The following is an 18853-nucleotide window of genomic DNA, read 5'->3' on the forward strand; positions in this document are numbered from 1 at the left end:
CTAACCTCCTATTACAGAGTTGAGCACAGAGACTGACTGTTGGTCTTGTAGGCTCTCATTGCCGCGGATCACCACGGGCGCGTCTTTGGGTAATGGACTGAGGATTTCAATCCCGATGGCGCTCGTATGGCCCACTTGAACGGTATGCCGTTGGGCTATGTTGTTTTGCACGGTAAAGACGCTGAACTGGCCGTCGGGGTGACGGACTAGCGCATCTTGCGGCACGACAACACTGTGTTGCGCCCGCTGTAAGTGGAAGGTGGCGGTGGCCGATGTGCCGGGCATCAAAAGTCCATCCGCTTCGGGAATAGTCAAGCGTACTAAGAAGCTGCGAGCATTGTGGTCGCTCACAGGGACAAGGGCATTCACATGGCCGATAAACGCTTGTTCAGGCAGCATGTCGGCGGCAATGTCCACGTGAGTCGCAGTGGCTACGCTTTGGAACATTTCCTGCGGCACTTGAATGTCGAGCCAGAGCTGTTCTTGGGATACTAAGGTGAAGATTTCAGTGCCGACATTAACCCATTCACCGGTTTCAGTTTGTTTGCTGGAAATCACCCCCGCAAACGGCGCCATCAGTTGGTGACGGGCGACTACCTCTTTTTGGTGTGCGAGTGCTGCCGTTAAACTCTGCAGATTGGCTTCGGCCTCGGTTAACGCCGCTTGGCGAATCGCGCGCTCTGTTTCGGGGAATAACTGCTGAGCGCTGAGTGTTTGCGCCTCGGTGAGGAGTCGCTGCTTTTCTGTCAGCATGGTCTTAGCGGCCATCACATCGGCTTGACGCTGTGCTAATTGATGTACGGCTAAGGTATCGTCGAGTGCGAGTAAAGGCTGGCCTGCGCGGACTTGGGAGCCCGCATCGACCAGCACTTTGGCGACTAGGCCATCGGTACGTGCCGATAAGCGAGCCACCCGTGCGGATTTAATGGAGCCACTGAGTGGCAACAGTTCATTGGTGCTGCCAGTTTGGGGCAAGGCGACTGTTACAGGTACTGCGCTTGCGTGGACTGCAAAACACAGCAGGTATAAACCTATCATTAAATACCGCACGTTAACTCCATCTCACTATTAAGATTGTTACTGAGTGATAAAACTCGTGGTGGTGATGTGTAAAACGCTATCAACCTCGTTGCCAGCCAGTGTTTGCTTGCCTTCTGTGGTGTGGTTGCTGACGAGCAAGTAGTGGCCTGCATCTGGGGTATCGAGGGCGAATTTACCTTGGGCATCGGTGGTGAAAGACTTGCTCCAAAAACCGGGGCGATACACTTGCACTGGATGATTCACCAGTGGCGCGCCTTTATAGCTAAGCACAAACTCGGGATCGCCTGACTTTACTGGCGTAAATTCAAAATCTTGCAGCGCTTTGGTGTGTTCTTGTCCTGTGCGGGCATAGAGTATTGCGGCTTGTAGTCCTGTCTCGGTTTTCCAGGGTTGCCACGCGGTATCGGCATAGAAACTGACGTCACTCTTGCCATCTTGGGTTTTAACCAGCAAATGATCGGCTTGCGCTGTGGCGGTCAGCGGCGCTTTGGCATTGGCGTCGAAAATTCGTGCTGCGCTTAATGACGCTAACTCTTCGGCTGTGGCGTACTCTGAACCCGGTTCACCAAATTGCACTTTGACCGAACCATCGCTGCTGCGCTCAAGCCATACTTCATGTGCTTGAGCCGAAAAGGCGATACCGCCGAGTAAAGTGAGTAGTACAAGTGCTTGTTTCATTTGATTATCCTTAATATAGTTTAGTGTTGGGTGCAAAATTTACAGTGTCCAACGTAATGACAGCGTGGCATTACGTGGCTCGCCAAAGTCTGCGTAGCCCCAGAGTGAGCGGTTATAGTTTTTGTCGAAAATATTGTTGATGTTCACTTGCATCGAAATCGACGGCGTTATTTGGTAGCCAAACATTAAGTCGACGAGTGAGTAGGCGGATTGTGCTTGGCGGTAAGCCACATTCGGCGCGCCATCGACACCCCAAATAGTGCCTTGATAGAAGGTACTGCTCTGCCAGCGCCAGCTTGCGCCCGCAGTAACACCGGGGAGGATGTCTTCAAAGTTATACTTAGTGGTCAGTTTGAAAATATCTTCGGGGAGATAGGTTTGGCGGCGTAGGCCATCTTCATCTTCCGCGTCGTTATGGGTATAACCGCCACTGATATCCCAAAGATCGGTAAGCCGTCCGGCAATTTCTAGCTCGTAGCCCTCAGTGGTAATGCCATCGACACTCTCGTAGATAAAATCCCCAGAAGGTAGCTGACCTTTACCCGCATATTCGGGTTCGTTGTCTTTATTGGTTTCGTAGATTGCCGCTGACATATTGAGGGTGTCATCGAACAGTGCGACCTTGATGCCGCCTTCGATGTTGGTGCCTTCTGCGGGTTCGAGCAGTTGGCCATCTTCACCAAAATAGGTGCCGGGTTTGAAGATTTCAGTACGGCTGGCATAGACAGAGATTTGTTCGGTCACATCGTAGACTAGGCCATAGTAGGGGATGAAAATGCCGGTTTTTTCCATGGTCGCATCTGTGCTATTGCCCACGAGATCATGTTTTTCGTAGGACCAGTTACTCACGCGTCCGCCGACCATTAACTTCAGGGAATCCAATACATTGATACGGACTGTGCCGTAAACACCCGATTGGCTTTGTTCATTTTTTTGGCCATTGGTGGGTGAATTAGGCAGATTAGGCTTGGGATAATTGCCTTGATCTGCCACGTTATAGCGACGTTGGGGTGCGGAGTTCGTGTTGATGTTGTCAAACTCGTTGTCACCATAGTTAAAACCGATCACCGCACTGTGCTCACGGCCGAGTAAGTCGAAGTTACCCGTGGCGTATAGGTTGAAGCTGTTGGTATCGGATTCTCTATCATGCTGGGCGGAATAGGTATCGCCCCAAGGGCCGACAAACTCGCCGGTTGGTTTCACTATGTTGTCGCCAGGGTAAAAGGCCAATGCATCTATGGTGGCGTTAGCAATACGATAGGCACTGACGAGTGACCAGTCGTTATCGAATCTATGTTTAAACTCGGCCATGAGACTTTTTTGGGTCACGTCCCAATGGGTCCAGTCCTGTGAGCTGGAATAACTGCGGCCGAAATCGACAGCTGTGCCATCGGTATAAAATGCAGGATTAGAGTTCCAGTTATACACGCCATCGGTTTGCGATTTTTGATAGTCCGCAAACAGTGACAAGCTAGTATCTGTACCTAGACTCGTTTCAACCACGCCATAAAGCACTGTGGTATCGCGTTGATAGCGGTCGATAAACGAATCGCCTTTCTTCACCGCACTGACGAATCGACCTTTAGCATTGCCTGAATCCGTTAGCCAGCCAGAAACATCGGCCTCTAATCTATAGGTATTCCACGAGCCATAACTGACACTTGCCGTGGCGCGGGTATCATCCGTTGGGCGTTTACGAATAAAGTTAACCGTGGCAGAAGGTTCACCTAAGCCGCTTAAGATCCCGGCCGCACCTTTTAACACTTCAACTCGTTCGGCAATCACAGGGTCTAAACCTTGATCAATTGAGCCGCTGTAAACATTGGATGAAGAGGTTGTGATTAAGCCGTCAATTTGCACACCGCTGTCGAGTGCATAACCGCGCACGAAAATCTTACTGTTTTCAGAGGCATCACCCACCATAGTGACGCCCGGAGTGTGGTTTAACACTGACTCCATAGTGATCAAACCTTTGTCACTGATCATCTCTTCGGTAATCAAAGTGACGCTTTGCGGGGTTTCTTTGAGTGACATAGACAAACCCGTGGCGCTATTCATTGCCGCTCGGGTGTAGGTTCCGACTACGTTTAATCTTTCTATCTGTTCTGTATCTTCTTTCTCATCCTGCTTAGGGTCCGTATTGGCTTGAACCGTCAAAGTGAGTGTGCTGAGAAGTACAGGGATCAATGGCGAGCGCCATGACGTTAAAACAGATAGGGGAGGCATGGTATTTCAATCCTTTCAGGCGATTTCAGATTAAATGATGATTGGTGATCCTGAGTGCAAATAAAGCACATAGTTGCAAATGAGAATCGATCGCATGATAGGTTTGTTGAAAATAAATGCAATATGCTCAATGTGTAAATTGTTTAAGCGGGGTTGTAACTTATTGGCGAATAGTTTGTCAGCGAGCTGTGATAAGCGGTCGCGGTGAGCGCTGTACTTTTAGCGCATGCCTTACTATAACTCGGTTTCAGGGCATCGACTTGGAACAAAAGCTGTTGTGACTCAAGTTCCTTTAGCTAACAAAAAGGCCACAGTCGTTACCGACTGTGGCCTTTAATCTTTACAATTGAATCGAAATCCAACGGACTTGTTAAGCCTAAAAGTATGATTTACACCTTAGGTTTACGCCCGTACTTGGCCTGTGCCTGAGACTAAATACTTCTCAGCGGTCAAGGACTCGAGTCCCATTGGGCCGTAGGCATGTAGCTTAGAGGTCGCGATGCCAATTTCGGCGCCAAGACCGAGCTCGCTGCCGTCGGAGAAGCGCGAAGAAGCATTGACCATCACCACTGAGGCATCGACTGCACGTTGGAAGCGTGCGGCTGTGACTTCGTTTTCAGTGCAAATCACTTCGGTGTGCTGGCTACCAAAACGGGCAATGTGTTGGATTGCATGGTCGAAGTGATCGACTTGGCGAATGGCGATTTCGAGATCTAAATACTCTTGGCCGAAATCGTCTTCTTCCATATAAGTACAGTTTTCGAAGTAGCCACCGGATTGGGTACAAGCATTGATTTTAACCTTATGCTCGGCCAGCGCTTTGGCCACTTTAGGCAGGAATTGCGAAGCAATTTCTTGGTGCACTAATAGGGCTTCGAGGGCATTACAAACGCCTGTGCGCTGGGTTTTACCGTTAAGCAGTAAGTCCAAAGCAATATCCAGATCGGCATCTTTATCGACGTATAAATGACACACGCCTTTAAAATGCTGGATCACTGGGATTTTACTGTTGTCAGACACAAAGTTAATCAAGCCTTCGCCGCCACGGGGAATGATCACATCGATATAATCTCGTTGCTGCATCAGTTCCAACATCAGTGCACGGTCAGGATCGGGCACCACTGTGATTAACGCCTCGGGCAAGCCGTACTGTTTCAATACGCTTTGCAAAATGGTGGCGATAATTTTACTGGTGTGCAGCGCCTCTTTACCACCGCGCAAAATCACGGCATTGCCGGATTTAAAGCACAGGGCACCCGCATCGGCGGTAACATTCGGACGTGCTTCATAAATCATACAAACCACGCCTAATGGCACGCGCATCTTGCTGATGGATAAGCCGTTAGGTCGTTGACCAATATAGCGTTCATTGCCAATGGGATCGGGCAAGGCAGCGATGGTTTCAATCCCTACTGCCATGGCTTCTACGCGTTCTGGTGTTAGCGTTAAGCGGTCGAGCATAGCAGGGGCAACGTTATCGGCTGTTGCTCTGTGTAGGTCAATCAAGTTAGCGCTTTGGATTTCGTAGGACTTTTCACGTAATGAACGCGCCATGTCGAGCAGTACAGTATTTTTAAGCTGTTCGTCAACTTGGGCGAGAATAAGAGCCGCTTTAGCAGCTTCTTGAGATAAGTTTTTGATTAAAGTCATATTTACTCCGCTTAGATGTTTACTCGCTCATATTTATTCGGCTGATGCTTATTCGAGAATGGCGATGTTTTTCTCGGAAATGATCGGTCCAGTCTTTTGCTGAAATTCACTGGCAAACTCGCGATCGTCTTGGTCCGTAATAAAGCTAAGTAAACAACTGCTGTAATTGGATTTGGCCTTGGCCAATTTAGTACCATCACCTTTGCGTACTAAAATGGTGTCACCGGCAGAAAAGTCCCCATTGATGGCAACGACATCGTCGCTGGTCAATTGCTCGCTATGGATATCGAGGGAGATATTAAAGTCATTTTCAACAATGACTTCGCCCTGAGCCTGCGAGGTATGTGTCATCCAGTGCAAGTGATCTTGCATTGGCTTTTCATCGGGGGTAAATAAGGTTCCTGGGTTTTGGCCCTTCAACAATTGGTTGAATGAGTCAGCATCAAAACCATTGATAATAAAGGTTTCGATCCCGTGGGAAATTGCCTTTTTGGCGGCTTGTATCTTAGTCCGCATACCACCTGTGCCGACGGCGCTACTGGCGCCGCCTGCCATGGCGTAGATCTCGGCATTAATCTCGGTCACCTGCTTGATAAGCTGTGCATCGGGATTTTCATGGGGGTTTTGTGTGTAAAGCCCATTCACATCCGAACAGATAATCAGGGTATCGGCATCGGCCGCTGCGGCTACCATGGCCGAAAGATTATCGTTATCGCCAACTTTGAGCTTGTCGGCGGTCACGGCATCGTTCTCGTTGATGATAGGCAGTAGCCCATGTTCGAGTAGGCTGAAAATCGTATCTTTAATACTGATGTAACGATCTCGGTTGCGTAAATCACCGTGGGTTAACAGTAGCTGTGCGGTCGGGAAATCAAATAACTTGTTCCATGTGGCCATCATATCGGCCTGACCTGCTGCTGCCATGGCTTTCTTCACTGTGACGCTAGGTTTATCAACCTCGCCAAAGTGATGCCATCCCGCGGCGACTGAGCCCGAAGAGACCAAGACAACTTGGATCCCTTGGGCACGACAATAAGTAATAAATTGGGCAATGCCGAGTAAGTAGTGACTGCTGCAACCTTGTTTGTGGGGTGCAATCAGGGCACTACCTACCTTAACGACAATGCGTTTCCAGGGTAAGTCAGTCATACCTGCGCGCCTCATCTGTCTTCGGCTAAAACACGGCCAGCCTTATGGAATAATTTAGTGGTTTTGGCACAGGGATCAGTATCGAGTAACGAGACTATCCAAATCACCACACTGCTCACGGCAAAGCCGGGGATCATTTCATACACCACTGTGGTTAAGGCTTGTCCATCTGCCAATACCGGGGCATAAATCCAAAACAGCACTGTAGCTGCGCCTGACACTATGCCGGCAATCGCGGCTTTGTGGGTTAGGTTCGCTTTATACAAGCTAAACAAAACTAACGGACCAAATGCGGCACCGAATCCTGCCCATGCATTACTCACCAGTGATAGCACACTGCTAGAGCGGTCGAGCGCCAGTAGACTCGCGACAATTGCCACGCCTGCTACGCCAAAGCGTCCCATTTTCACCATGTCTTTCTCGGTAGATTCTTTCTTCGAAATAACGCGATAGATATCTTCCGTGAGTGAGCTTGATGACACTAATAGCTGCGATGAAATGGTGCTCATGATCGCGGCCAGAATGGCGGCCAGTAAGAAGCCACTAATGATCGGATGGAACAACAACTCAGAAAACACGATAAAGATGGTTTCAGGATCGGTCAGCTTCATACCAAATTTATTGGCGTAAGCGATACCGACAAGACCTGTTGCCAGTGCACCCACAATGGTCACTGTCATCCAGCCCATACCTATGTGTCTGGCGGTTTTAATGTCAGCTACTGAACGAATCGCCATGAAGCGGACAATAATATGCGGTTGGCCAAAGTAACCGAGTCCCCAAGATAAGCTTGAGATAAGCCCTAACATAGTGACGTTTTGCATCGCATCGGTGAAGTGTGGAATCGACTGATACGCAAAGTTCAACATAGTGTCAGCGCTGGTAAATTCTTGATATGCCACGACAGGAACTAAGACTAAGGCGACAAACATAATACAGCCTTGGACAAAGTCAGTGAGGCTCACTGCCAAGAATCCACCTAACAGGGTATAAGAAACCACAACCGCTAGTGTGACGACTAAACCTATGTCGTAGTTCAGGCCAAATGCTGACTCAAACAATTTACCGCCAGCCACTAAACCTGCTGAGGTATACAAGGTAAAGAAGATCACAATGATCACGGCCGAAATAATACGGATACTGCCGTTGGCATTGCCGAAGCGTTTAGCAAAAAACTCCGGGATAGTGAGGGCGTTGTCCGCCACCTCGGTATAAACCCTAAGTTTTGGTGCGACGATCAAGTAATTGATTAGAGCACCAATCAATAGCCCAAGTGCGATGTAAATGGTTTCGAAACCAACCAAAAACATAGCACCGGGAAGACCCATTAGCATCCAGCCACTCATGTCAGATGCACCCGCTGAGAGTGCGGTGACCTGTGGACTTACCTTACGGCCGCCAAGAATATAGCCTGACACATCGCTGGTAGATTTTTTGTAAGCGAATAAGCCAATGGCGAGCATAACGATAAAGTAGATAGCTAAGGAAATGTAAGCGAGGTAATTCATTGGTTATTTTTCTCCTAACGCTTTGTTATTTTGAATAATACTCGGTTTCAAAATGACAAAGAGATAGGTGCTTAATATTGCAAGTAAACACATAAACTGCATTGATTCCTTAGCGTGTAATCGGGTAAAGCTTGCTACTTGCGAGATGAGATTTTCCTCTGGTGGGTTCTCCGTAGACATAATTTCTCCTTGGTTGATAATTGAATTTATATCACCAATATAGTTAGTGATCTAACTATATTAAGGCATTTTATCGGCCAAATATCAAGCTTCCATTGAATTTAAATGGTTTTGGTGGCAGCAAAAGAGTGGCTTTTGGGGCGAAAAATAGTTTGAGAACTGATTATTTTTCGGAGGTGTTTTTCTGCTCGGCGATACTGTGGGCAGTGCGTTCGAAGGTTAAAGTGATGCGTTCAAACATCCCAGTAATCATAGTGAATTGTTCGTGGGGTAACGGACATTGGGCCAGCGCTTCTAATAATGCTTCGCTGCTGATGTTAAACTCTTCTGCGACTTGTCCGTGGGCGCAGGCGATAAATGCCTGACCTAAATTGTGTTGCCAGAGGTTGAGTGCATTTTCTAAGCCTAAGTTTAAGTGCGTATCTGAAATGCCCTGCAACATGCGCCGCATCCGAATCGACACATGGCCTAGATTAAGTGCAGTAAACACCAGATCGGTAAATACCCTCGAACTCTTGCCCGAGCCTTTTTCGTAACTGGCGATCCGCAGCAGTCGATCGCCCATGCGGGCGTTAAACCAAGGCTCGGGATCATCATGCTGCGCGATATGCACCAGATCTTTTTGGATGGATTGCAGCAGACGATATTGCATCAACCGCTGGCTAGGTTCGGTAATCAATTTAAACAACCAATACAGCACAGTCACGCCAACAAAAATCGCTAAGGCATTGCTGACGGTGTTTTCTATCGCAAATGAAATGGTGTTGCTGGGCTGCACTAACACAGCAAACGGCACGCAAATGCCGAGCCCATAGGGCAAGGTCGGTCGATTCGCCAAGGCGAGTAAGCCAATAAAAAACGGCCCAGCGAGCACTAAAACGAGGATTTCGAAATCGCCGCTACTCTTTGCCAGCAAAGGTAAAGCGTAAAACACTGTGAGTGGTGCCGCGATAGTGATGCCGACAAGAATACGGCGCAAAATCGTGGTTAACATCGGCAGTGGTTGGCGCGCCATCATGATGGAAAAGACCACGGGCAGCAGGATCATCATGAGGACTGCGCTCGACCCTGTGCCAATCCACAATGAAGCCCCAATGACAAACACCGCCATGCTGCGCAGGCCCGTGGTAACGCCTATTAATGGATCTCGGTGAAACTCCATCGGCGGCGCGTTGAGCTGCACCGCAGAGTGACTGGTCAGCACGTTGTAGCTCTTGAGCACCATGATCAGATCGGCGCTTAATTCCATCGCGACTTTGAGTAAGCGCGTCTCTAACGGCGCGCGGTCGCGGTATTGCATCAGGTTTTGCTGGAGTTGATACCTCAAGGTGCGCGCCATTTTGTAGCATTCTTGGTAATCACTCGATTGCGCCATCAAGGTAAAACTACTGCGCATATTGGCTAAGGATTTCGCGAGTGGTTCGCTAACAAGATGGGAATGATTACGTTGCAGCCGGCCAAATAGTTGGATTGCCGCCAATAGCGAAAGAGTCTTATTGCAGAGAAAGTTCGCCGCATGGCTCTGCCCGCGTCCTTCGGGGCCTTCATAAATCACCGCGCTGGAGTCGTCACTCAGCGCCGATACTGACTCCATAATCGTGTCGATATGTTCATGGCGACTCGCATGTTCCCCCTGTAAATCGAGTTCTAATGCAAGATAGTTAAGCGTATGATTAATGGTGTTTTTAGCATGCAATTGTAGACTATGTTTTACCTTTGTCGGCCAAAGTAGCGAGCTGACTAAAACGGCGCAAATCGCCCCGACGACAATCTCGCTGATCCTCGACTGTGCCACATCGAATATTTTTGCACTATCGGCCGTGCTTGGGCTCGCCATCACAATGAGCACTATCAAGCAGGCGGTCATGCCCGCCATAGCAAAGGCATAGACAAAGTTTTGCTGGCGTACCATGGCCGACAACCCAGAATTTAGCCCTATCCAGCAGGCGAGTAATCCTAAGGCGAGTTCGGGATAGGGCGTAAACCAGTTGAGTATGGCAATCCCCGCGAGCGCGCCGACTAAGGTGCCGCCGATTTGGCATAAGCCCTTTTCGATCACGAGTCCACTTTCGGGGCGAATTTGCAGAAATACCGCCGACACCAGCGCCCAATATGGCCGTTCTAGATTTAAGAACATGGCCACATATAAGGCGAGCGCCATCGAAATCACGCCTTTAATCGCGAAGATGAGGGTTCGTCGGTCTGGAAAGAATAAACTCTTCAGTAACAGCGTCATAATGACTATTTGTCAGTCTGTAGCTGGATGGAAACTGTCATGCCGACGCTCAGCTCTATGTCCTTAGGAATGCTTTCTAGCTGAATATCGACCGGAATACGCTGCGACAACCTTACCCAATTAAAGGTTTGGCCGATTTGCGGTAATAACTGTCCATTAGTAGTGACATTGGTATTGGCGATTGCTTTACCTATGCTGGTCACTTTGCCATGCAAGACGTGACCGCCACTCATAAGGCTGACATCGGCTTTTTGACCTATGTGAACCAAGGGGATTTTGGTTTCTTCAAAATAGCCTGTGATATAGAGAGAATCTTGTTTGACCAGCGAAAATACTGAGTTGCCTTTGCTGACATAGTTGCCATTGCGCAGACTTAAATTGATCAGAGTGCCATTTTCGGGAGCGTGAATTTGCGTTCGCGCTAAGTCAATTTTGGCGGTATTCAATTGCGCCTGTGCGAGCTCATAACTGGTTCGTGCCAGTTCGGTATTGATAAAGGCTTCGTCGAAGGTTTCTTTGCTGACCAAGTTGTCATTGGTCAAACCGATACGACGTTTGTACTTATGTTTTGCCAGTTCCCATGCCAATTTTTGACTTTCCGCTTTCGCATTCAATTCGGCAATGGTGGCCTTGTAGCGGGTATCGTCCACAGTGAACAACACATCACCCTTATTGACGATTTGATTGTCTTTTACATTCAGTTGATTTACCCAACCGGACACATCTGGCGCTATGGTAATGATTTCGGCGCGAACTCGGCCGTCGCGGGTCCAAGGAGAATAAAGGTAGTGTGACCATATCCAATGTCCGGCAATACCTGCAACCGCGACCACAATGAGGGTGAGGCTGATACGAAAGATTTTTCCCATGAACAATCAACTCCCAAGCAAGTAAATGACCAACGCCAGATAGCAGATAAACAGCCCAACTTCGAACCAAGCTTCGCGCCACAGCTTGTGATAGAGCCCAGTTTGATAGAGTACCAAGCGAGTGATGCAGGAAAGCAGAAAAGCTAAGGGGATAAAGATAATTAATGGACTAAATAACAAACCATCGAACGCGAGTTCTTTAAGCATTACGCTATTCATCCCGATTACAGTGGCGCAGCGATAACCGCGCTATGTGTTTAAAATGCAAAGTACTCAGTCGAGATTATAGGAAAGTCGCGTGAGAGTTAATGATTTTATGCTATCTGCGATCAATTAGGGCCAGCATTAGCTGGCCCTAAATATGATGAAATCAAAGCAAAAATCGCTTTTACCTCATGGTAACGAATTCTTCAGCGCCCGTTGGGTGGATAGCAACGACCGCATCGAAATCGGCCTTAGTTGCGCCCATTTTCATAGCGACGCCGAAACCTTGGAGGATTTCGTCCATACCAAAACCAATACCATGAATACCGACGACTTTTTCGTCCTTGCCAGCGCAAACTAACTTCATCTTACAGGCTTGGCGATGGGCCGTGACGGCGGTGTACATTGAGGTAAACGTCGAGGTATACACTTTGACGTTATCATCGCCGTATTGAGTACGGGCTTCTGGTTCGGTCAAGCCCATAGTGCCAATGGGTGGATGGCTGAACACGACCGTTGGGATCAGGCTGTAATCCATTTTGGCATCTGTCATGTCGTTAAATAAACGCTCGGATAACAAACGGCCCGCTTTAACCGCAACAGGTGTGAGCTCTACGCCGCCCGCCATAATGTCGCCGACACAGTAAATTCCTTTGTGGGTCGTATTTTGCTGCTCGTCAGTGATGACATAGCCTTTGCTATCTACTTGCACTTCGGTGTTTTCTAAGCCGATATTGCCCGTCGCTGGTGAACGGCCAATCGCCCAAATTAGGCAATCGACTGTGATGCTTTCACCGTTTTCTAAGCTCAGTGTCAGGCTGTCATCGGAATTTTTAACCACAGCTTTTGGTACGCTATGGGTGTGCAATGTAGGGCCTTCGGTCGCCATGGCTTCAACGAGGGCATCGACTAAGATGGGGTCAAAGTTACGCAGCGGTGCATGTTTACGCACTAATAAGTGAGTTTCACTGCCCAGAGCGTGTAACACGCCAGCGACTTCAACGGCGATATAGCCCGCGCCCACAACGGCAACGCGTTTTGGTTGCTCACGCAGGGCGAAGAAACCATCGGAGTCGATACCGTATTCGGCACCAGGAATATTCGGAATAGTCGGCGCGCCGCCAGTGGCGATAAGGATATGATCGGCGGTGTAATGTTCGCCATCCACTTCAATAGTGTTGCCATCGACAAAACGGCCGTAGCCATTTAACAGGGTCACTTTGTTGTTGGCAAAACCACGGCCGTAGGCATCATGAATACGGCCAATGTAGGCTTCGCGGTTCTCGACCAAGGTATTCCAATCGAATTTATTAACAGTGACGTCGAAACCATAATCTTTGGCGTAAAGGTTCATCGCTTCGGCAACATGGGCGCCATACCACATGACTTTTTTCGGCACACAGCCTACGTTTACACAGGTGCCACCTACGTGTTTGGCTTCGATGAGTAGAACCTTAGCGCCACGCATTGCTGCTCGGTTTGCTGAGGCGATACCGCCGCTGCCTGCGCCTAGGCAGATATAGTCAAAATGTTGAGCCATGAGTTTCTCCGTCTTACTTCAAGGATGAGATGCTTTACAGCAGAAGGTCATTGTAGGGGTGTTTGCGATAACAGACCAGCCCATTGCATGACTAACGCATAAGACCGTACTTTGACTGAAAAAGATCCTGAGCTTTACACTTACCCGAACTGGGCATCAGCTGTTCATCGGGTCGCCGTCTAGCGGCGATATTGGCAATTAGAGTGATCGTTTTGAGCGGGACCTTCTGCGCCACATTTCAAACATTGCCATTCCTTTTGGCGGGCGCTGAGTTCGTCGGCTTGATGCGTAGCGGCATTATCTTGTTTGCCGCCGAGTTGCGCTTCTAACTGATCCATACGTTTATCGAGCCAGCGGCAGTTGGGATCATTGGCTACGTGTTCACGGCTGGCAAGTTGTTGCTTGCGGCTGAGTTTTTTACTCTTAGTGGCTTTGGTCGATTGCGTGGCTTTAGTTGATTTAGTGGTTTTGGATGACTCAGTCGGCGTGAGAGTGGGAGCCGAATACTCGAAACTGCTTTGCTCTTGGTCAGGTAGATTAATCGGTTTGCCCTCACTGTCGAGCAAGGTGCCTAGGGGCAAAGGCGCGGTTTGTGTCGATTGCGATAAGGACTCTAGACTCGGTTCAGATTCAGGCTCAAGTTCAAGTAATTGCCGTGCGTCAGCCGAGTGTATGACTGGGAGAAAAAGCAGAAGTAAGGCAATAACGGCGGTGCGGATGAGATAAAAGTGCTGGGCTAACATTCCCTGTTCCTCGGCAAAATCGATATGAATGGTGAGTCGTTCCGTCGACTTTTTGAGTGTAGTTAGTGAGCGCTATTTTGCCAAATGGAGCGGGATAAATTGACTGAGGAAGGTTGTAATACAGCGCTAAAAACACTGAACTAAAAACCGCAGCGCTAAGAATGGAGTTAAAACGTTATCGCAAAGTGGATGCCGGCATAGGTCTCATCTTGCGAACTCATATCGCCATTCGCCATCGCTTCTTGCTCAATATCTCCTTGGGCAATGCTGTGGCTGATGTGACCATCGATACTCATGTAGGATGACAGCTGATAACTGGCTTCGAGGCCAAATTGCAAGTTATTGCGGCCATCGTGTTCTTCTGTGCGGTATTTAAAATCAAACCCTTGAGTGATGTATGGCGTGAGACTGAGCTGATCTGTGACATGCCAATAGCTGTGTAAACTCACTTCAACAAAGTAACCCGCAGCCTCGTTGGAATAGACATAACTTGCCGATGGTACTAGCCAAGGTTCAGCTGTGTAAGCGAGTTCGGCAAATAGCTCGTTATCGTGGCAACGGCTATTGCTGTAGCCTTCAATGCGTTGATAACCCACATTAGCCTCTAGGTTTTCGGCCACATCGAACCCATATTCAAGGCCGATATTCCACTCAGTGTAGGCTTGGCTATCGCCGCGGCCAACTAAAGCGTAGACGGTGATATTGTCTTGCTGGACTGCGGTATTCAGCCAATAGATGCCGCCATCTTGCAGATTATTGCGACCCTGTGAGACGTATTGACTGTCCCAACCTAAATCCAGTGTTACAGCTAAGGCTTGGCTATTCTGGCTGGGCAATCCGGCGCTTGAAATGCTCTCGATGCTTTCTAGGCTCTCATTGGCGAATGCGTTATCACTCAGGCCGTTGATGCCTAAAGTACAGAGGATGCTCGCCATCAGTTTTACTGAGTGTGTTGCCATATTTTTGCTGATTTAGGTAGAAATGCGTTTGTTAGGGCGAGAATACCTTTCCCACAGGTAAGTGTTAATGCGAATTGATTCGATTTGCGATCAAGCCGACAATAATGCTTAGGTACATTAAGCGTAAATGCTAAATGCGAACGAGTTCACTTTTTTTAAGCAGAAATAGCGTTAGCAAGGCGTTCGAAGGGGGCAATCGGTTTTCTCGCCTTGATAAATAGCCCGTTAGCCCTTATCTATAAGTGATACAGATTGTTGAGGAGTCAATATGAGCAACCCTTTGCTTAGCGGCGCAAAATTACCGCTTTTTTCACAGATTAAACCGGAACATATTCAAGTCGCCGTTGAGCATGCCATTGCTCAGTGCCGCACTAAGATTGATCAAGTGCTGCAGAATCAAGGTCCTTACACTTGGGACAACTTGGTCGCGCCACTAGAACAGGTTGACGATGAGCTGAGCCAAATTTGGTCGCCCGTTTCTCATATGAATTCAGTGACCAGCACAGATGAATGGCGCGCTGCTCATGATGCTTGTTTGCCGCTATTGTCGGAATACGGCACCTATGTTGGTCAACACCAAGGTTTGTATCAAGCCTATAAAGCCCTGCGTGCATCGAATGAATTTACACAATTAAGCCAAGCCCAGCAGAAGGTGATTGAACACAGCCTGCGCGATTTTGAACTATCGGGTATTGGCTTAGATGACGCGCAAAAAGTGCGTTATGGCGAAATGGTCAAACGTCTTTCTGAACTCACCAGTGGCTTTTCGAATCAATTACTGGATGCGACCCAAGCTTGGACTAAGTTGATCACAGATGAAGCTGAGCTTGCGGGCCTGCCAGAGTCTGCCAAAGCCGCCGCTAAGGCGATGGCCGAGGCACGTGAGCTAGAAGGTTGGTTATTTACCTTAGATTTTCCTTCTTATTTACCTGTCATGACTTACAGTGAAAACCGCAGTCTTCGCGAAGAGTGTTACCGCGCCTTTGTTACGCGCGCCTCGGATCAAGGCCCCAATGCTGGCGTGTTTGATAACAGCCCGCTGATGGACGAAATCCTAGCACTGCGCCACGAACTTGCATTGTTACTCGGTTTTGACAGTTTTGCCGACAAATCCCTAGCGACGAAAATGGCCGAAACGCCGGCGCAGGTGATGGCATTTTTAAATGAGTTAGCGCTGCGCTCAAAGGATCAAGCTAAGGCAGAAGTGGCCGAGCTGAGAGCGTTTGCTGAGGCACAATACGGCGTGAGCGAAATGGCATCTTGGGACTTAAGTTTCTATGCCGAGAAGTTGCAGCAGCACAAGTATGAGATTTCACAGGAAATCCTGCGTCCGTATTTCCCTGAAGATAAAGTGCTCTCGGGTTTGTTCTACACAGTATCGCGTTTGTTCGGCCTTAAAATCGTTGAGCAAAAAGACCTTGATCGTTGGCATAAAGACGTGCGTTTCTTCGATATTTTCGACGAAACTGACGAACACAGAGGCAGTTTTTACCTCGACTTATATGCCCGCACAGGTAAACGTGGCGGTGCTTGGATGGATGACTGCCGTGTGCGCCGTCAAACCGCCGATGGATTGCAAAAGCCAGTGGCCTATTTGACCTGTAACTTTAATGGTCCGGTTGATGATAAACCTGCGTTATTTACCCACGATGAAGTGACGACCCTGTTCCACGAATTTGGCCATGGTATCCACCACATGCTGACCAAAATCGATGTTGCAGGTGTGTCAGGTATCAATGGTGTGCCTTGGGATGCGGTCGAGTTACCGAGCCAATTTATGGAAAACTGGTGCTGGCAGGAAGAAGCCTTGGCCGAAATTTCTGGTCACTTCGAAACGGGTGAGCCATTACCTAAAGCCTTGTTAGATAAGATGCTGGCGGCGAAAAACTTCCAATCTGGCATGATGATGCTGCGCCAACTTGAGTTCTCGTTGTTCGATTTTAGAATGCACCACGAATACGACCCCGCTAAAGGCGCGTGCATTCAAGAAACCTTAGACGAAGTGCGTCGTCAGGTCGCCGTATTAACGCCGCCAGACTTTAACCGTTTCCAACATGGTTTTGCCCACATTTTTGCGGGCGGTTATGCTGCGGGTTATTACAGCTATAAATGGGCAGAAGTGCTGTCGGCGGATGCGTTTTCCCGCTTCGAAGAGGAAGGGATTTTCAACCCTGAAACGGGTCGTCGTTTCCTGCACAATATCCTCGAAATGGGTGGCTCAGCCGAACCTATGGACTTGTTCAAACAGTTTATGGGACGTGAGCCGAATATCGATGCCCTGTTAAGACATTCAGGCATTGCTGCATAAGCTAGATAAGCAATTGTTCGCCTTGATAAATCAGCCCATTATAACGGGCTGATTTTCTCTGAGCATTTAGTTTTGCTAAAGGATAAAAAGGCGCCTAACGGCGCTTTTTTTGTGACATAGATCCCGCTTGCCCTGTGGTATGACCTCTGTTAGCCTGTGGCTCTTATTCCAAGGGCGACTCGTTATGAATCTGTATTTTCGTTTGTTTTGGTTGTTATTTTGGCGCACGCGTCACTGCCGTAAGATCGATTTTTTAGGGACAAGCCGTATCACGTATCGTGCTTTACCGAGTGATTGCGATATCAATTTCCATCTGACTAACTCCCGCTATCCCGCGTTTATGGATCTGGCGCGGACTTATATGTTGGCTGAGATGGGTCTGCTGAAACGTTTCTTAAAGTTGAAGTGGATGCCGATAGTTAACGCCGCCGAGTTTACCTATATTCGCGATATCAAGCCGCTAAAAACCTTTGAAATTGAAACCAAAGTCGTCGGTTGGGATGAGAAATATTTCTATATTGAACAACGCTTTGTGAGCGAACGTGGCCTGCATTGTATCGTGCATGTGCGCGGCGTGTTCGTGTGCAAAGGTAAGCAAGTGCCGCTAGATGTGTTAGTGAAAGAGGCGGGTTATACCGATGCTGCACCTGAGTTGCCGCCAGAAGTCGTGAAGTGGAAAGCATTTTTGCAGTTGAAGAAAGAACGCAATATGTGATCTTGTTGAGGCATGGCTTACCCCGCTAAGGTATGCCTCTTATTCCCGCCGTTTCCTCCATTTCAGCCAGCAACACCTCTTCTTGTACTAACATCCAAGCGCCGCGTAATTGTGCCTGTTGCCAATAGCGCACGATTTCATCCAAATCCAATAGATTTAAGTGTTGAAAGCTATAACTTAAACAAGGGATTAGGGCGCAGTCGGCTAAGGTAAAACTGTCGCCACAAACCCAATGGTGTTGCGTGAGTTGCGTGTCTAAGCGTTGAAATTGTGCCAGTAGCTGTTTCTCTAATTGTTTGATTTCGAACTCGTTGCTGTCCTCGGTATGCTTCAACTTTTCTAATTGAAATAATGGGTTATTAATATCATTGTCTATGATGCGATCGAACAAACGCACCTGTAAGTTGCGTTGCGGTTCTTGGGGCAGCAGCTGGGTACTGTTATTAAAATGCCTATCTAAGTATTCAATAATAATGCTGGATTCGGGGACAAGCAGCTCATCGTGGGTTTTGAGCAGCGGGACTCTCGCCTGCGGATAGGTTTGGTGAAATTCCTTGCGTGAAAAAGGGTCGCGCAGATCTATGATTCTGGGATAGAAATTGGCCTGCTTTTCATAAAGTGCGATCAGCACCTTTTGTGAATAGCGAGATAAGGGGTGATAAAAAAGCTCCATAGGCACTAACTCCAAACCCTGAATTTTACTGACTTTACGCCTTAATTTTAGTCGTAATTAAGGTGCTTGCTGTAAGAGTTTTTCTAAAAAATGCAGGGATAAACACAATTTTTAGCTGCAAAGCCAAATGATCCATCAAGGATAAAAATCGGTATTATTAACGACATATCAAAA

Annotated in this window: 16 protein-coding genes; 2 read left to right on the top strand and 14 right to left on the bottom strand. The window is 48.3% G+C overall.

What is annotated here, in order from left to right; all coding sequences use genetic code 11:
* The 13 genes from AC5YB3_RS12205 to AC5YB3_RS12265 form a co-directional block, all read right to left on the bottom strand.
* Positions 1-1050 carry an efflux RND transporter periplasmic adaptor subunit gene (locus AC5YB3_RS12205; RefSeq protein WP_494525402.1) on the bottom strand — a complete coding sequence of 350 codons (1050 nt, stop codon included), beginning with the start codon at positions 1048-1050 and terminating at the stop codon, positions 1-3.
* Positions 1051-1077: 27 nt separating this feature from the next.
* On the bottom strand, positions 1078-1719 hold the full coding sequence (locus AC5YB3_RS12210) for a nickel transporter (protein WP_494525403.1): 642 nt from the start codon (positions 1717-1719) through the stop codon (positions 1078-1080).
* Between the two features lie 39 nt (positions 1720-1758).
* A complete protein-coding gene (locus AC5YB3_RS12215; protein WP_494525404.1) occupies positions 1759-3945 on the bottom strand; it encodes a TonB-dependent siderophore receptor in 2187 nt (728 codons plus the stop codon).
* A 402-nt stretch (positions 3946-4347) separates the two neighbouring features.
* Positions 4348-5595: a glutamate-5-semialdehyde dehydrogenase gene (locus tag AC5YB3_RS12220; protein ID WP_012588921.1), complete on the bottom strand. Its 1248-nt coding sequence runs from the start codon at positions 5593-5595 to the stop codon at positions 4348-4350.
* 48 nt (positions 5596-5643) lie between these two features.
* Positions 5644-6744 carry a glutamate 5-kinase gene (proB, locus tag AC5YB3_RS12225; protein ID WP_006079434.1) on the bottom strand — a complete coding sequence of 367 codons (1101 nt, stop codon included), beginning with the start codon at positions 6742-6744 and terminating at the stop codon, positions 5644-5646.
* Between the two features lie 11 nt (positions 6745-6755).
* Positions 6756-8252, bottom strand: coding sequence for a sodium/proline symporter PutP (gene putP, locus AC5YB3_RS12230; RefSeq protein WP_012090617.1), 1497 nt, complete (start codon positions 8250-8252; stop codon positions 6756-6758).
* Between the two features lie 3 nt (positions 8253-8255).
* Positions 8256-8432 carry a hypothetical protein gene (locus tag AC5YB3_RS12235; RefSeq protein ID WP_006079436.1) on the bottom strand — a complete coding sequence of 59 codons (177 nt, stop codon included), beginning with the start codon at positions 8430-8432 and terminating at the stop codon, positions 8256-8258.
* Between the two features lie 163 nt (positions 8433-8595).
* On the bottom strand, positions 8596-10668 hold the full coding sequence (locus AC5YB3_RS12240) for an FUSC family protein (RefSeq protein WP_126493268.1): 2073 nt from the start codon (positions 10666-10668) through the stop codon (positions 8596-8598).
* Between the two features lie 5 nt (positions 10669-10673).
* The gene (locus tag AC5YB3_RS12245; protein WP_259574017.1) at positions 10674-11537 is read right to left on the bottom strand and encodes an efflux RND transporter periplasmic adaptor subunit; all 864 of its coding nucleotides are present in this window, start codon (positions 11535-11537) and stop codon (positions 10674-10676) included.
* Positions 11538-11543: 6 nt separating this feature from the next.
* Positions 11544-11744, bottom strand: coding sequence for a DUF1656 domain-containing protein (locus AC5YB3_RS12250; RefSeq protein ID WP_006079439.1), 201 nt, complete (start codon positions 11742-11744; stop codon positions 11544-11546).
* 181 nt (positions 11745-11925) lie between these two features.
* On the bottom strand, positions 11926-13281 hold the full coding sequence (gorA, locus tag AC5YB3_RS12255; RefSeq protein ID WP_226059714.1) for a glutathione-disulfide reductase: 1356 nt from the start codon (positions 13279-13281) through the stop codon (positions 11926-11928).
* 179 nt (positions 13282-13460) lie between these two features.
* The gene (locus AC5YB3_RS12260; RefSeq protein WP_310802887.1) at positions 13461-14024 is read right to left on the bottom strand and encodes a hypothetical protein; all 564 of its coding nucleotides are present in this window, start codon (positions 14022-14024) and stop codon (positions 13461-13463) included.
* A 167-nt stretch (positions 14025-14191) separates the two neighbouring features.
* On the bottom strand, positions 14192-14983 hold the full coding sequence (locus AC5YB3_RS12265) for a hypothetical protein (RefSeq protein ID WP_259527895.1): 792 nt from the start codon (positions 14981-14983) through the stop codon (positions 14192-14194).
* Positions 14984-15251: 268 nt separating this feature from the next.
* Here AC5YB3_RS12265 and prlC point away from each other — a divergent pair, with 268 nt between their 5' ends.
* Positions 15252-17291, top strand: coding sequence for an oligopeptidase A (prlC, locus tag AC5YB3_RS12270; RefSeq protein WP_494525405.1), 2040 nt, complete (start codon positions 15252-15254; stop codon positions 17289-17291).
* A 184-nt stretch (positions 17292-17475) separates the two neighbouring features.
* Positions 17476-18006 (top strand): thioesterase family protein, encoded by a 531-nt coding sequence (locus AC5YB3_RS12275; protein ID WP_006079446.1) that lies wholly within the window; start codon positions 17476-17478, stop codon positions 18004-18006.
* A 25-nt stretch (positions 18007-18031) separates the two neighbouring features.
* Here the strand turns inward: AC5YB3_RS12275 and AC5YB3_RS12280 are convergent, their stop codons facing one another.
* Positions 18032-18679, bottom strand: a complete 648-nt coding sequence (locus tag AC5YB3_RS12280; RefSeq protein WP_006084668.1) for a glutathione S-transferase family protein — start codon at positions 18677-18679, stop codon at positions 18032-18034.
* Positions 18680-18853: the final 174 nt, after the last annotated feature.

It is taken from the genome of Shewanella sp. 1311 (assembly GCF_059338235.1).

Bases quoted from the DNA above. Each gene is read 5' to 3' on its own strand.
- prlC (WP_494525405.1), top strand. From the start codon at position 15,252: ATGAGCAACCCTTTGCTTAGCGGCGCAAAATTACCGCTTTTTTCACAG.
- AC5YB3_RS12260 (WP_310802887.1), bottom strand. From the start codon at position 14,024: ATGTTAGCCCAGCACTTTTATCTCATCCGCACCGCCGTTATTGCCTTA.
- proB (WP_006079434.1), bottom strand. From the start codon at position 6,744: ATGACTGACTTACCCTGGAAACGCATTGTCGTTAAGGTAGGTAGTGCC.
- AC5YB3_RS12210 (WP_494525403.1), bottom strand. From the start codon at position 1,719: ATGAAACAAGCACTTGTACTACTCACTTTACTCGGCGGTATCGCCTTT.
- AC5YB3_RS12245 (WP_259574017.1), bottom strand. From the start codon at position 11,537: ATGGGAAAAATCTTTCGTATCAGCCTCACCCTCATTGTGGTCGCGGTT.
- AC5YB3_RS12265 (WP_259527895.1), bottom strand. From the start codon at position 14,983: ATGGCAACACACTCAGTAAAACTGATGGCGAGCATCCTCTGTACTTTA.
- gorA (WP_226059714.1), bottom strand. From the start codon at position 13,281: ATGGCTCAACATTTTGACTATATCTGCCTAGGCGCAGGCAGCGGCGGT.
- AC5YB3_RS12250 (WP_006079439.1), bottom strand. From the start codon at position 11,744: ATGCTTAAAGAACTCGCGTTCGATGGTTTGTTATTTAGTCCATTAATT.
- AC5YB3_RS12240 (WP_126493268.1), bottom strand. From the start codon at position 10,668: ATGACGCTGTTACTGAAGAGTTTATTCTTTCCAGACCGACGAACCCTC.
- AC5YB3_RS12215 (WP_494525404.1), bottom strand. From the start codon at position 3,945: ATGCCTCCCCTATCTGTTTTAACGTCATGGCGCTCGCCATTGATCCCT.
- putP (WP_012090617.1), bottom strand. From the start codon at position 8,252: ATGAATTACCTCGCTTACATTTCCTTAGCTATCTACTTTATCGTTATG.
- AC5YB3_RS12280 (WP_006084668.1), bottom strand. From the start codon at position 18,679: ATGGAGCTTTTTTATCACCCCTTATCTCGCTATTCACAAAAGGTGCTG.
- AC5YB3_RS12275 (WP_006079446.1), top strand. From the start codon at position 17,476: ATGAATCTGTATTTTCGTTTGTTTTGGTTGTTATTTTGGCGCACGCGT.
- AC5YB3_RS12220 (WP_012588921.1), bottom strand. From the start codon at position 5,595: ATGACTTTAATCAAAAACTTATCTCAAGAAGCTGCTAAAGCGGCTCTT.
- AC5YB3_RS12235 (WP_006079436.1), bottom strand. From the start codon at position 8,432: ATGTCTACGGAGAACCCACCAGAGGAAAATCTCATCTCGCAAGTAGCA.